The organism is Pseudoflavonifractor sp. An44 (assembly GCF_002161675.1).
In the GTDB taxonomy this organism is placed as follows: Bacteria; Bacillota; Clostridia; order Oscillospirales; family Oscillospiraceae; genus Enterenecus; species Enterenecus faecium.
In genome coordinates, this window is record NZ_NFIH01000029.1 from 1 (window position 1) to 13,115 (window position 13,115).

The following is a 13,115-nucleotide window of genomic DNA, read 5'->3' on the forward strand; positions in this document are numbered from 1 at the left end:
CCCGCACCTACCCCCACGCCTGCGCCCACTCAGGCCCCCAATGAAGGAGCATAACCCCCGTGAGAGATCAGTTTCAAGGCTTTACCCCGGAGACGGTGGAATTTATGTGGGGCATTCGGTTCCAAAACGAGCGCAGCTGGTTTGAGGCCCACAAGGATGTGTACCTCAACACCCTCTACCGCCCCATGCAGAACCTGGGCCGTCAGGCCCAGCTGGCCCTGGTGGAGAAGTTTCCCCAGGAGCCGTGGAATCTGAAGGTGGCCCGCATCTACCGGGACGCCCGGCGGCTCCACGGTCGTGGCCCCTACAAGGACCATCTGTGGTTTACCCTCATCCGGGGCGACGACTCCGCCCTGGGCTCCCACCCCGCCCTGTGGTTTGAGCTCACCCCCGACGGCTGGAGCTGCGGCATGGGCTTCTGGTGCGCCAAGGCCTCCCTGATGGAGTGCCACCGCCAGGAGATTCTCCGAGCCCCCAAGCCCCTGCTGAAGCTGGAGCGCGCCTTGAAGCGGCAGGACCGCTTCGCCCTGGAGGGCCCGGAGTACCGCCGCCCCAAGTCCTGCCCTGAGGCAGAGCTCAGCGCCTGGTTTAACAAGAAGTCCCTGTCTGTGTCCCACGAGGAAGGGCTGTGCGAGCTGCTGTACACCCCCCAGCTGGCCCAGCAGCTCATTGAGGATTTCATCTTCCTCAAGCCCTACTACGATTATTTTTCGGCGCTATCCGCCAAATTACCCACACAAGTATAACATAAGCCCCTCTCGGCATCGCCGAGAGGGGCTTATCTCTTAGGTTGGGGGCTGATCGGCCAGTTCGTGCATCTCCTGTAAGGTCTGCATACAGTTCACCGCCAGGGTGTTGAAGTACAGGCTGTCCTGCAAGCGCCCGAAGGTGCGGAAGGAGGCGTCCGTCTGCAAGAAGGGCTCCAGCTCCCGGGCGGTATAGCTGCGCTGGACCCGCAAAATGGCGTCCTCCAGATTGTCCAGCACCTCCACCGCCGCCTGGCTGTAGGCGGTGCCCAACAGCTGGGGCCGGGAGCGCAGATAGGCGTTGATCTGCTCCAATTCGCTCACCAGCTTCCGGTTGATGGGGAGCAGCTGCCGATAATAGGTCTGCTCTGCGCTGCTCATCCCCTTCAAGTGGGCCTGAATCTGGTCCTCCAACAGGTGGATGCGCACCAGGCGGTCGGACATCTGGCTGCCATCCTGGGTCCCCTCCTGACACAGGGCCCGCACCTGCTGCAAAAAGCTGCGGTCCAACTCAAACAGCTCCTTCACGCTCTGCTTGAATTCCCGTCCGGCGGTGTTGGGCAGCAAGAAGCGGTTGGCCATGGTGGCATACCGCACCCCGAACACGCCCCACATTCCCAGCAGCAAGATGAGAGACACCACAATGATGGGCAGGGCGGACAGCCACCGGGTGCGCATCACCGGCAGGCGTTTGGCGCCAAATTCCTTCCACCGCTGCTGTATGTTCCTCTTCACGGGCTGTCCCTCCTCTCTCGTTTATGATACACCCATCCTCCCTCTCTCCACAAGACAGGAAACGCCCCGGCGCAATCGCGCCGGGGCAGATGTATTAGTTTTTCAGGCTGTGCATGGGGGCGGGAATGCGGCCGCCTCGGGCCACAAACTCCTCCGCCGAGCCGGTGTGGCAGGGCATCACCGGGGCGGAGCCCAGCAGGCCGCCAAATTCCACGGTGTCCCCCACCTTCATGCCGGGGGCGGGGATGATACGCACGGCGGTGGTCTTCTGGTTGATCATACCGATGGCCGCCTCGTCGGCGATGATGGCGGAGATGGTGGCGGCGGTGGTGTCTCCGGGCACAGCGATCATGTCCAGGCCCACGGAGCACACACAGGTCATAGCCTCCAGCTTCTCCAGGGTCAGGGCTCCAGAGCGGGCGGCGGCGATCATGCCCTCGTCCTCACTGACCGGGATGAAGGCGCCGGACAGGCCGCCCACCGAGGAGGAGGCCATCACGCCGCCCTTCTTCACGGCGTCGTTGAGGAGGGCCAGCGCGGCGGTGGTGCCGTGGGTGCCGCACACCTCCAGGCCCATCTCCTCCAGGATGCGGGCCACGCTGTCCCCGATGGCGGGGGTGGGGGCCAGAGACAGGTCCACGATGCCAAAGGGCACGCCCAGACGGCTGCTGGCCTCCTGGGCCACCAGCTGGCCCATGCGGGTGACCCGGAAGGCGGTCTTCTTGATGGTCTCCGCCACCACGTCAAAGGGCTGGCCCTTCACGGCCTTCAAGGCGTGGTGCACCACGCCGGGGCCGGACACGCCCACGTTGATGACCCGCTCGGCCTCGCCCACGCCGTGGAAGGCGCCGGCCATGAAGGGGTTGTCCTCCACGGCGTTGCAGAACACCACCAGCTTGGCGCAGCCGAAGCCGCCCTGGTGAGCGGTGCGGTCCGCGCAGGCCTTCACGGTCTCTCCCATGAGCTTCACGGCGTCCATGTTGATGCCCGCCTTGGTGGAGCCAATGTTCACAGAGGAGCACACCAGGTCGGTGACCGCCAGAGCCTCGGGAATGGAGGCGATGAGGTTGCGGTCTCCTCGGGTCATGCCCTTCTGCACCAGGGCGGAGAAGCCGCCGATGAAGTTGACGCCGGTCTCCTTGGCCGCCCGGTCCAGGGCCTGGGCAAAGGGCACATAGTCGTCGGTGTCCGAAGCCCCTGCCACCAGGGCGATGGGGGTCACCGAGATGCGTTTGTTGACAATGGGGATTCCAAACTCCGCCTCAATGTCCTCTCCGGTCTTCACCAGGTTCTGGGCGGAGGTGGTGATCTTGTCGTAGATCTTCTCACAGGCCACCTTGGGGTCGGAGTGGCAGCAGTCCAGCAGAGAGATACCCATGGTGATGGTGCGGATATCCAGGTTCTGCTGGTCAATCATGTGAATGGTGGATAAAATGTCCTGTTGATTGAGCATGTTCCGTCACCTCAAATCCGATGCATGGCGTTGAAGATGTCTTCCCGCTGCACCCGAATGTCCAGGCTCCGCTCCTTGCCGCTGTCACTGAGCTCCTGAGCCAGCTGTGCAAAGGGGATGGTGCACTTGGACACATCCACCAGCATGACCATGGTGAAATAGCCCTGCAAAATGGTCTGGCTGATGTCCAGCACGTTGACGTTGCGCTGACTGATTTCGCCGCACACCGAGGCGATGATGCCCACCTGATCCTTGCCGACTACCGTAATAATGGCTCTCATGAAAATTCCTCCCTATTCTTCGGGGTGTCTCCCCGCTGTCTACGCAATTTAACCCAGCTCGTCCAGGGTCAGGCCGAAGGCCTCCCCCATGTGCTCCAAAAACCAGGTCACTTCGTCCATGTTCATATCCTTCAGGGCGTGGAGGGTCTCCTCCTCCGCCTGCACAAACTCCCGGTTCCCCGCTTTCCGCTCTTCCAGGCACTTCAGCCACGCCGCCAGCTTGTCGGCGGCCTTGATGTAGCATCGCACCTTTGGGTCCTCCACCCGCAGCAGAGGTGTATAGGCCTCTGTCAACTCGTGGGGCAGCATCCCCAGCAGCTTGTCCTGGGCCACCGCCTCCACCTGGTCGTAGGCGGACTTGATGGCGGGATTGAAGTATTTGATGGGGGTGGGAAGATCGCCGGTGATGATCTCCGGGGCGTCGTGGAACAGCGCCGCCGTGGCCACCCGGTCCGGGTTGACGTCCTTGTGAAAGATCTCCTGCCCCACCACTGCCAGAGCGTGGGCCAGCACAGCTACTTCATAGGAGTGCTCCTCCACGTTTTCCGTGCGGGTGTTGCGCATGAGCGCCCAGCGGGCAATGTAGCGCATCCGGAAGATATAGGCAAAAAAGCTGGACGACATGACCCCACCTTCTTTTCACAAAGTAGGGGAAGTATACCACATTTTTGGTGAAATGTAAACCTATACAAAACCCTAGGGAAATGGTATCATTAAGAAAAACGCTGCATTCAGGAGGCCCTTATGGACATTGCCATCTACACCTTGGGCTGCAAGGTCAACCAATATGAGACCCAGGCCATGGAGCGCGAGCTGCTCCGCCGCGGCCACACCCTGGTCCCCTTTGAGGACCTGGCCGACGCCTACATCATCAACACCTGTACCGTCACCGCCGTCAGTGACAAGAAGTGCCGCAACGTCATCCGCCGAGCCAAAAAGATGAACCCCCAGGCGGTGGTGGCGGTGTGCGGCTGCTACGCCCAGACCGAGCCGGAGGCGGTGGCCGCCCTGGGGGTGGACCTGGTGTCCGGCACCGCCGGGCGCATGGAGTTTTTGGACCTGCTGGAGGGGCAGCTCAAAAGCCACGCCGCCCCCATCGTCCAGGTGGACGAGTCCCTGCGCCGCCGGGACTTTGAGCGGCTCACCGCCGGGGGCCAGGTGGGCCGCACCCGGGCCATGCTCAAGGTGGAGGACGGGTGCACCAACTTCTGCACCTACTGCATCATCCCCTACGCCCGAGGCCCGGTGCGCTCCCTCCCCCTTTCCGAGGCGGTGGACCAGGCCAAGGAGTTGGAGGCCCAGGGGTACCGGGAGATCGTGCTCACCGGCATTGAGATCTCCTCCTGGGGCCGGGATTTGAAGGAGGGCCAGACCCTCATCGACCTGGTGGAAGCCCTGTGCCACGCCGTGCCGGGGCTGCGGGTGCGCCTGGGCTCTCTGGAGCCCCGTACCATCACGGAGGACTTCTGTCAGCGGGCGGTGGCGCTGCCCAACCTGTGCCCCCACTTCCACCTGTCCATGCAGTCCGGGTGTGACGAGACCTTGAAGCGGATGAACCGCAAGTACGACACCGCCCGTTATCTCCAGTCGGTGCAGTGGCTCAACCAGTACTTTGACCGCCCCGCCATCACCACCGACCTCATTGTGGGCTTCCCCCAGGAGACGGAGGAGGAGTTCGCCCAGACCCTGGACTTCATCCGCCGCTGCGCCTTCTCCTCCATGCATATCTTCCCCTACTCCCGCCGCTCCGGCACCCCTGCCGCCACCATGGCCGGGCAGATTCCCCACGCCGTCCAGGAGCAGCGGGCCCAGGCGGCCCAGGCAGTGGCCCGGGAGATGGAGGAGGCCTATTTGCAGGCCTTGGTGGGGTCCACCCTCCCCGTCCTCTTTGAGGAGGAAAAGGAGGGGCTGTGGCAGGGCCACGCCCCCAACTATGTGGCCGTACGAGCTGTGGGAGAAGACCTCCACAACCAGCTGCGGCAGGTGACCGTCACCGGAGTGGGAGACGGCATTCTGCTGGGCACGATTCAATAAACCACCTTAAAGCCAGCAATATATTATAATGGTATCATGCCATGCGGTTAGGAGGAGCTACCATGGGGGATCATCACACCTGCTGTTTCACCGGGCATCGCCCGGAAAAGCTGCCCTGGGGCGACCAGGAGGACCACCCCCACTGTGTGGCCCTGAAAGAGAACATGGCCGCCCAGCTGGAGGAGATGTATCAAAAAGGATACCGCCATTTTCTCTGCGGCATGGCCCGGGGGGCGGATTTCTACTTTGCCGAGGCGGTGCTGGCCCTGCGGCAGGCCCACCCGGATGTGACCCTGGAGGCCGCCCTGCCCTGTGCGGGCCAGGCCAAGAAGTGGAGTTCTGATGACCGCAGCCGCTGGACCCAGCTGGTGCGCCAGTGCGACTCCCACACCCTGCTCCAGGAGCACTACGACCGCCACTGTATGCTCCGCCGGGACCGCTATATGGTGGACCAGTCCTCCGCCATTCTTGCGGTGTTCAACGGCACCCGTGGAGGCACTCAGTACACCTTAAACTATGCCATGGACCACCGACTGGATATCTACCTCTTTGACCTCAACCACCCCCACCTGTCTCCCACCCATCTGGTGCCCTGATTTTTCCGGTTCCCCGTTGACTTTCTCCCAGTTGTATGGTACAGTGTGCTGGTACGGGAGCCGTACTTCGTTTGATACATTATCGCCAACAAGTGTATGCTTGTTGGCGTTTTTTCTTGCTCCCAAAACTTGTGCCGGAGGTCATATCCATGGAAACCCCATCTTCTCAATCGTCCTTTCTGTCGGGGCCCATTCTGTCCCCCCTCATCCGCTTCGCCCTGCCCTTGATGCTCTCCCTGCTGCTCCAAGCCTTTTACGGGGGCGTGGACCTGGCAGTGGTGGGCAAATTCTCCCCCACCGCCTCGGTGTCCGCCGTGGCCACAGGCAGCCAGGTGATGCAGTCCATCACCTCCATCATTACGGGGCTCACCATGGGCGTCACCGTGCTGGTGGGCAAGGCCATGGGCTCGAGAGAATCCCAGCAAGCAGGCCAGGTGGTGTGCAGCCAGATTCGGCTCTTCACCCTGGTGGCGGCGGTGCTCACCGGGGCCATGCTACTCCTGGCCCCCCAGGCCGCCCGGCTGATGAACGTGCCCGAGGCTGCCATGAGTGAGGCGGTGGCCTACATCCGCATCTGCTCGGCGGGCATCGTGTTCATCACCGCCTACAACGGCATCAGCGGCATTTTTCGGGGGGTGGGCAACTCCCGCTCTCCCTTTCTCTTTGTCCTCATCGCCTGCCTGGTGAATGTGGTGCTGGATGTGCTCTTTGTGGGAGTGTTCCGCCTCCACGCCGCCGGGGCCGCTCTGGCCACCATCATCGCCCAGGCCACCAGCGTGGCCTTCTCCCTGGCCTACATCCGCCGCAATCCCCTCCCCTTCTCCATCCCCGCCCCCTGGCGCAGAGGGGGCCGGGCCGCCGGGGAGATTTTAAAGGTGGGCTCCCCCATCGCCCTCCAGGACTTTCTCACCAACCTGTCCTTCCTCATCATCACCAGCATTGTCAACGCCCTGGGGGTCATCGCCTCCGCCGGAGTGGGCATCGCGGAAAAGCTGTTCATCTTCCTGGCCCTGGTGCCCATGTCCTTCATGTCCGCCCTGTCCACCTTTGTGGCCCAGAACATGGGGGCAGGCAACCCCAAGCGGGCCAACCGGGCCCTGTTTCTGGCCGCTCGCATCTCCCTGTGCGTGGGCGCGGTGATGTTCCTGCTCACCTTCTTCTGCGGCCGCATTCTGGCCTCCGCCTTTGACAACGACCCGGCGGTGCTGGACGCCGCCGCAGGCTACCTGCGGGGCAGCTCGCTGGAGTACCTGATGGTGTCGGTGGTGTTCTGCTTCCTGGGCTACTTCAATGGCCGGGAGCGCACCAGCTTTGTCATGGCCCAGGGCCTGGCCGCCGCCTTTTTGGTGCGCATTCCCCTGTCTTACTTCCTCAGCCGCCTGCCGGATACCTCCATGTTCCTCATCGGTCTGGCTGTTCCCGCCTCGGCCCTGGTCAACCTCACCCTGTGCCTGGGGTACTTTTTGGTGCTCCGGCGCCGGGATGCAACATCATTGAAAAAAGCGCTTGACAATCCCATATCCACTTGATATAATACCAGAGCAAAACAAAGCAGGTATGGCACCGCCGTCCTCACCTCCAGCCCGAGGCAAAGAGGTTTACATGGTAAAAAACACGCAATCGAGTTCGGTTGTCGTTTTTTGTTGTGGATGTGGGTGCTTGTTCTGCACTCACATTTTTTGTTTCTCAGGAGGTGCTTTGCCATAGCTAACCCAACTCATCAGATCAACGAGGAGATTCGTGACCGTGAGGTTCGCCTGATTGGCGCCGACGGCAGCCAGCTGGGAGTCATGTCTGCGGCTCAGGCCCAGCGTCACGCCGACGAGGCCGGTTTGGACCTGGTAAAAATCTCTCCCAATGCCGTCCCCCCTGTGTGCAAGCTCATGGACTATGGCAAGTTCAAGTTCGAGCAGGCCAAGCGGGAGAAAGAGGCCAAGAAGAACCAGCACGTCGTTGAGATCAAGGAAGTGCGCATGTCCCCCGGCATCGACATCGGTGACTTCAACACCAAGCTGCGCAACGCCCAGAAGTTCCTGGCTGACGGCAACCGGGTGAAGGTGACCGTGCGATTCCGTGGCCGTGAGATGGCTCACACCGACATCGGCCGCAACCTGCTCATGGACTTTGCCCAGCAGTGTGCCGAGCTGGCCAACCTGGACAAGGAGCCTAAGCTGGAGGGCCGCCACATGAGCATTTTCCTCTCCGCCAAAAGCAGCAAGACCAACAAGTAATATCCTCCGGGCACACGCTGCCCACCATTCAAAGAGTAAAGGAGATAACCACCATGCCTAAGATCAAGACCCACAGCGGCGCTAAGAAGCGCTTTTCGCTGACCAAGAGCGGCCGTGTGAAGCGTGCCTGCACCAAGCGCCGTCACCTGCTCAACGGCCACGGCAAGACCACCAAGCTCAAGAGAGGCCTCCGCAAGGGTGCCTACGCTGACGTGACCAACCAGGCCACCGTCAAGCGCTTGATCCCCTACAAATAAGATAACCTGATACACTCACATATAGGAGGCTGAACGACAATGGCAAGAGTTAAGGGCGCAATGATGACCCGTAAGAGAAGAAATAAGATCCTGAAGCTGGCCAAGGGCTACTGGGGTGCCAAGAGCAAGCACTTCAAGATGGCCAACGAGCAGGTGATGAAGTCCCTGCAGTACGCCTACACCGGCCGCAAGCTGAAGAAGCGTGACTTCCGTCAGCTGTGGATCGCCCGCATCAACGCCGCCTGCAAGATGAACGGCATGAACTACTCCACCTTCATGCACGGCCTGAAGCTGGCTGGCGTGGAGATCAACCGCAAGATGCTCTCCGAGCTGGCCGTCAACGACAAGGCTGCTTTCACCCAGCTCACCGAGCTGGCCAAGAGCAAGCTGGCCTAATTTAGTTTGATAAACGCCCGATTCCCCAGGAATCGGGCGTTTGTTGTCCCTGGGACGGGGTTCCCGTTCCGGCGGGACCGCTACGCGGCTATTTCCACATTTCCGCCTCAATTCGGCGTTTTCCTTTACAGAAATCCCCCATTCTGATATACTGGGGACACCCCTAGGAGGTGAAACTATGTCCGCCAATCGACTCATTCAAATTCTCTCCCTGCTGTTGGAGCACGACCGCATCACCGCTCCCCAGCTGGCCCAAATGCTCCAGGTATCGGTGAGTACCATCTACCGGGAGATTGACGCCCTGTCGGCCGCCGGGGTACCGGTGTGCACCGCTCCGGGCAAAAACGGCGGCGTCACCCTTATGGCGGGCTGCGCCCCCGACCCCAACCTGTTCACCCCCGGGGAACAGCAGCAGCTGCTGGCCGCCCTGGACGACGACTCGGACGCCCAGCGGGAGGCCACCTTGGCCAAGCTCTCCGCCCTGTTCCGCCGCCCCGAGGAGGACTGGCTGCAAGTGTACCTCACCCACTGGGGCTCCTCGGCCGGGGACACCGAGGACTTCAAGCTGCTGCGAGAGGCCATTTTACAGCGCCGGGCCGTGCAGTTTACCTATGCCAGCTCCCAGGGGGAGCAGATGCCCTACCTGGTGCAGCCGGTGCGGCTGGTGTTCCAGGGCAACGGCTGGTATCTCCAGGCCTATTGCCCCTTCCAGGAGTGCTATCGCACCTTCCGGCTGACCCGGATGCTGGATTTGACCATCACCGACCAGCCCTTCCACCGGCTGATGAATCCCCCCGACCCGGAGCTGTCCGGGGAGATTCCCCCGCTGTTCCGGGTGGAGGCCGAGCTGCGCTTCGCCCCCAGCCTGGCCCACCGGGTGTACGACGAGTTTGACCGCCGCTGCGTCACCCCCCAGCCCGACGGCTCCCTGCTGGTGTCCACCGTCTTCCCCGACGGGGGATGGCTGGCCAGCTATCTGCTGTCCTTCGGTGGCGGCGTGGAGGTGCTCTCCCCCGCCAGTCTCCAGCGCCAGCTGGCCCAGGCCAGTGAAAAGCTGCGGGAGGCATATAGCCCAGTTAAAAATGAAGAATAAAAGTTAGAAAGCTGTACAATAAAAAGTGACACATCGAACATTCAAGATATAATAGGAACGGCAAAAAGTTCTAGGAAAAATCCTATGAGCAGATATTAAAGGAGACAATCAAGCGGTCGGTAGTAACCGAAAAACTATATCCTAATTCGTAAAGGTACACTTTGTAGAATTGTCTGGAGGGATATGGAAATGTTAGCCAATACATTGAAGGAATATATGTATCGTGTATACCAGCTGGAAGGGTCGCTATATCAACAACAAGTATCGGCGAATTCCTTGAATCAGGAAATTAATAGGCTAAAGAATCGTGAGGACCGAGAATTTCTAGGGAAGCCCAAGAAGCAATCTTTAATCAGTGACGATGGCTTTCGTCGGTTTATAGCACTTTTCTGGACGGCAGTTGGGTTGCTATTTTTTATTGGTTACGTCCAAAAAACAGAAATATTCTCGGATTGGATTTTATTGCTGCTCCTAATTCCATTTTCTGTTATTATCTGGAAGGTTTCCTGTGCGTTTGCAGACTTTTTTGTTTGTGGATTGTTTGGAATAGTAATAGGTATTATTATTTCTTTGTGTATAGGTTTCTTCTTTGCGGACAAATATAGCTGGACCTGGGATGGAATCATCACGTTTGGCGCAAAAATCGGATGTGTTGTAGGATTCCTAATTGGAGGAGCTGCGATACTATTAAATATAAGAAAGGATAAGCAGAATCTGTCCGAGATAGCGGTTCAGAACCAACAGATTGAAGCACAAAACGAGAATGAACGAGCGTATGCACAGCGGAAAATTACGCTGTTAGAGCAGGAGTTAGCTGCACTAAATCATATGATGTCGGAAACCAAACAAGTTCTGGATACATATTATCGCCAGGATATTATTTATCCCAAATATCGCAATCTGATTGCTGTCAGTTCGTTTTATGAATATCTTTCCTCTGGAAGATGTACTCATTTAGAAGGTCACGAAGGTGCGTACAATATCTTTGAAAATGAGATTCGTCAGAATTGGATCATCAACAAATTAGACGAAGTGATTGACCGATTGGATCGGATTGAAGATCACCAGTACATGCTGTACTCAGCAATCCAGGAGAGCAACAGCAAAACTGCAATTTTGTCTCAGCAGTTGGACCAGTGCGCTAGCAGTTTGCAAGGCATTGAGGAGAATGCCGCTATTACTGCATACAACAGCCGTATTACCGCCCAGAACACTGAGTTTCTGAAGTGGGTGGAAGTCTTGCGGTAAGCTTCTGTCAAAGACTGGAATGCAACAATTCCGCTCAGGGATAGTTTATTTTGGTGCGACAGCATCTCTTACACAAGGGAGCCTTCGGAGCGTCACGCTGTCTCGCCTTTTTATCCGTGCCGCACAATGGCACACATTACCTCTTCATAGTTCTCTATTACTTTTCACTTACAAAAACGCCCTGGAAAGCTTCCGCTTTCCAGGGCATTTGTCTTTCTTAGAACAAATCCTTCTTCTTCAGGATGATGGCCAGCACCACAATGATGGCCACGCTCATCAGCAGAGGTACCCACCAGAACTGGTCCAGGGGCAGGCCGCCGGTGATGTTCATACCGAAATAGCCAAAGATGATGTTGGGCACCGTCATGAGGATGGTGATGGAGGTGAGCACCTTCATGATGACGTTGAGGTTGTTGGAGATCACCGAGGCAAAGGCGTCCATCATGCCGGAGATGATGGAGGAGTAAATCTGGGCCATCTCGATGGCCTGACGCACCTCAATGAGCACGTCCTCCAGCAAGTCATGGTCCTCCTCATAGAGGGTGACGATGCGGCCCCGGAGAATCTTCTCCAAGGTCACCTCGTTGGCCTTCAAAGAGGTGTTGAAGTAGACCAGGGACTTCTCCAAATCCAGCAGCTGAATGAGCTCCTTGTTGCGCTGGGACTTGTACAGCTGCCGCTCCATGTAGTTGTAGGTCTTGTCGATCTGCTTCAGATATTGCAGGTAGCGCTTGGCCACCAGCAGCAGGATGTTGAGGATAAACCGGGTGCGCTGCTGGGTGCGCACGTCCTTGACCAGGCCGTCCTGCAAGTCCCGCACCACCGAGGTCTCCTTCAAACAGACGGTGACGATGTGCTTTTCGGTGACGATGATGCCCATAGGCAGGGTGGAATACACCACGCCGGTCTCATCCCGCTCCATGGCGGGGGTGTCCACGATGATGAGGGTCTGGCCGTCCTCGCTGTCAATACGGGAGGTCTCCTCCTCGTCCAGGGCGGCCTTCAAGAAGGGCAGCTCCACCCCCAAGATCACGGACACCGTCTTCAGCTCGTCCTCGCTGGGGTAGATGAGGTTGATCCAGCAGCCGTCCTCCACCGTATCCAGCTTGGTCATTTTTCCGTCAATGGTCTTGTAAATGCTAATCACATTGGTTCACACCTTTCCCGAGCAGGCAAAGGGGTGGTTTGTCCCCGTGCCGCTTCCGCTGATATTCCCTGTGTCACACAGGCGCGGACGCACGAAGACAGAAAGGATGCCAGGGCATCCCCCTCAATCCATACGCCGCAAACATATTTTCCAACTTCGACTAGATGGGTCACCTGCCACGGCGCATGTCACATCCTTTCGTTTTTGGGCAGATTTTTCCGGGCCAGTCCATGTTTTGCCCAGTCAAGTATCATTATATGACAGCCCCCGGTGGTTTGCAACCCTAAAAATCCCGCCACCGGAGGCTGTTTTTCGTCACTTTGCCCCCAACAAGAGAGGCTGATACTGTTTGCCCTGCATAGCCAGGGCCAGAGTGTCCCCGGTGAGGGAAAAATCCGACACCAGAGACGTGGGCTTCTCGTAGCAGTCATCCTGGCGGAAGGGGACAAAAAACACCCCTTTCCGCCCCAGCATGGTGCCCACATTGGGGGCAGAGGCCGCCAGGCCATCGTTGGTGGCCAGGGCCAGGACCAGGGGCCGCCCGTTGCGCAGATGGGCCTTGGCGGCCATGGTCACCGTGCCGTCGGTGACGCCGTGGGCCAGCTTGGCCAGGGTGTTGCCCGTGCAGGGGCAGATGACCAGGGCGTCCAGCAGCTTCCGGGGCCCGATGGGCTCGGCATCCGCCACGGTATGGATGACCCTTCTCCCGCATATCCGCTCCATCTCCCGCATAAAATCATGGCTGTTGCCAAAGCGGGTATCGGTGCTGGCCACGGTCTCGGAGACAATGGGCCAGATTTGGGTGTATTTTCCCGCCAGCTGCTCCAGGGTATCCAGAGCCCGGGCCATGGTACAAAAGGAGCCGCAAAAGGCAAACCCAATGTTTTTCGCTTCCATT

The 13,115-nt window shown here is 59.0% G+C and carries 15 protein-coding genes; 9 read left to right on the forward strand and 6 right to left on the reverse strand.

Annotated elements, in window-relative coordinates:
• Nucleotides 1–59: 59 nt before the first annotated feature.
• Nucleotides 60–746 carry a DUF2461 domain-containing protein gene (locus tag B5F98_RS11055; protein ID WP_242961666.1) on the forward strand — a complete coding sequence of 229 codons (687 nt, stop codon included), beginning with the start codon at nucleotides 60–62 and terminating at the stop codon, nucleotides 744–746.
• A gap of 39 nt (nucleotides 747–785) precedes the next feature.
• Here B5F98_RS11055 and B5F98_RS11060 read toward each other — a convergent pair whose 3' ends face one another.
• The 4 genes from B5F98_RS11060 to yfbR form a co-directional block, all read right to left on the reverse strand.
• Nucleotides 786–1,481, reverse strand: coding sequence for a hypothetical protein (locus B5F98_RS11060; protein ID WP_087372604.1), 696 nt, complete (start codon nucleotides 1,479–1,481; stop codon nucleotides 786–788).
• 94 nt (nucleotides 1,482–1,575) lie between these two features.
• Nucleotides 1,576–2,934 carry a PFL family protein gene (locus B5F98_RS11065; protein ID WP_087372607.1) on the reverse strand — a complete coding sequence of 453 codons (1,359 nt, stop codon included), beginning with the start codon at nucleotides 2,932–2,934 and terminating at the stop codon, nucleotides 1,576–1,578.
• A gap of 11 nt (nucleotides 2,935–2,945) precedes the next feature.
• Nucleotides 2,946–3,215 (reverse strand): ACT domain-containing protein, encoded by a 270-nt coding sequence (locus B5F98_RS11070; RefSeq protein WP_087372610.1) that lies wholly within the window; start codon nucleotides 3,213–3,215, stop codon nucleotides 2,946–2,948.
• A 48-nt stretch (nucleotides 3,216–3,263) separates the two neighbouring features.
• A complete protein-coding gene (gene yfbR, locus B5F98_RS11075; RefSeq protein WP_087372613.1) occupies nucleotides 3,264–3,839 on the reverse strand; it encodes a 5'-deoxynucleotidase in 576 nt (191 codons plus the stop codon).
• A gap of 120 nt (nucleotides 3,840–3,959) precedes the next feature.
• Between yfbR and mtaB the strand changes: the two genes are divergently transcribed.
• The 8 genes from mtaB (at nucleotide 3,960) to B5F98_RS11115 (ending at nucleotide 11,070) form a co-directional block, all read left to right on the forward strand.
• Nucleotides 3,960–5,249, forward strand: coding sequence for a tRNA (N(6)-L-threonylcarbamoyladenosine(37)-C(2))-methylthiotransferase MtaB (mtaB, locus tag B5F98_RS11080; protein WP_087372615.1), 1,290 nt, complete (start codon nucleotides 3,960–3,962; stop codon nucleotides 5,247–5,249).
• Nucleotides 5,250–5,311: 62 nt separating this feature from the next.
• Nucleotides 5,312–5,845, forward strand: coding sequence for an SLOG family protein (locus B5F98_RS11085; RefSeq protein ID WP_087233345.1), 534 nt, complete (start codon nucleotides 5,312–5,314; stop codon nucleotides 5,843–5,845).
• Nucleotides 5,846–5,994: 149 nt separating this feature from the next.
• The gene (locus tag B5F98_RS11090) at nucleotides 5,995–7,374 is read left to right on the forward strand and encodes an MATE family efflux transporter (RefSeq protein WP_087372618.1); all 1,380 of its coding nucleotides are present in this window, start codon (nucleotides 5,995–5,997) and stop codon (nucleotides 7,372–7,374) included.
• A gap of 120 nt (nucleotides 7,375–7,494) precedes the next feature.
• Nucleotides 7,495–8,076: a translation initiation factor IF-3 gene (gene infC, locus B5F98_RS11095; protein ID WP_087233339.1), complete on the forward strand. Its 582-nt coding sequence runs from the start codon at nucleotides 7,495–7,497 to the stop codon at nucleotides 8,074–8,076.
• A 53-nt stretch (nucleotides 8,077–8,129) separates the two neighbouring features.
• Nucleotides 8,130–8,333, forward strand: coding sequence for a 50S ribosomal protein L35 (rpmI, locus tag B5F98_RS11100; RefSeq protein ID WP_087233337.1), 204 nt, complete (start codon nucleotides 8,130–8,132; stop codon nucleotides 8,331–8,333).
• 39 nt (nucleotides 8,334–8,372) lie between these two features.
• A complete protein-coding gene (gene rplT, locus B5F98_RS11105; RefSeq protein WP_087372621.1) occupies nucleotides 8,373–8,729 on the forward strand; it encodes a 50S ribosomal protein L20 in 357 nt (118 codons plus the stop codon).
• Between the two features lie 178 nt (nucleotides 8,730–8,907).
• Nucleotides 8,908–9,822 (forward strand): YafY family protein, encoded by a 915-nt coding sequence (locus B5F98_RS11110; protein WP_087372625.1) that lies wholly within the window; start codon nucleotides 8,908–8,910, stop codon nucleotides 9,820–9,822.
• A gap of 189 nt (nucleotides 9,823–10,011) precedes the next feature.
• A complete protein-coding gene (locus tag B5F98_RS11115; protein ID WP_087372628.1) occupies nucleotides 10,012–11,070 on the forward strand; it encodes a hypothetical protein in 1,059 nt (352 codons plus the stop codon).
• Between the two features lie 217 nt (nucleotides 11,071–11,287).
• Here B5F98_RS11115 and B5F98_RS11120 read toward each other — a convergent pair whose 3' ends face one another.
• Complete coding sequence (locus tag B5F98_RS11120; protein ID WP_204871997.1) at nucleotides 11,288–12,217, reverse strand: magnesium transporter CorA family protein; 930 nt, start codon at nucleotides 12,215–12,217, stop codon at nucleotides 11,288–11,290.
• Nucleotides 12,218–12,532: 315 nt separating this feature from the next.
• A complete protein-coding gene (locus tag B5F98_RS11125) occupies nucleotides 12,533–13,114 on the reverse strand; it encodes a dipicolinate synthase subunit B (RefSeq protein ID WP_087372631.1) in 582 nt (193 codons plus the stop codon).
• Nucleotide 13,115: the final 1 nt, after the last annotated feature.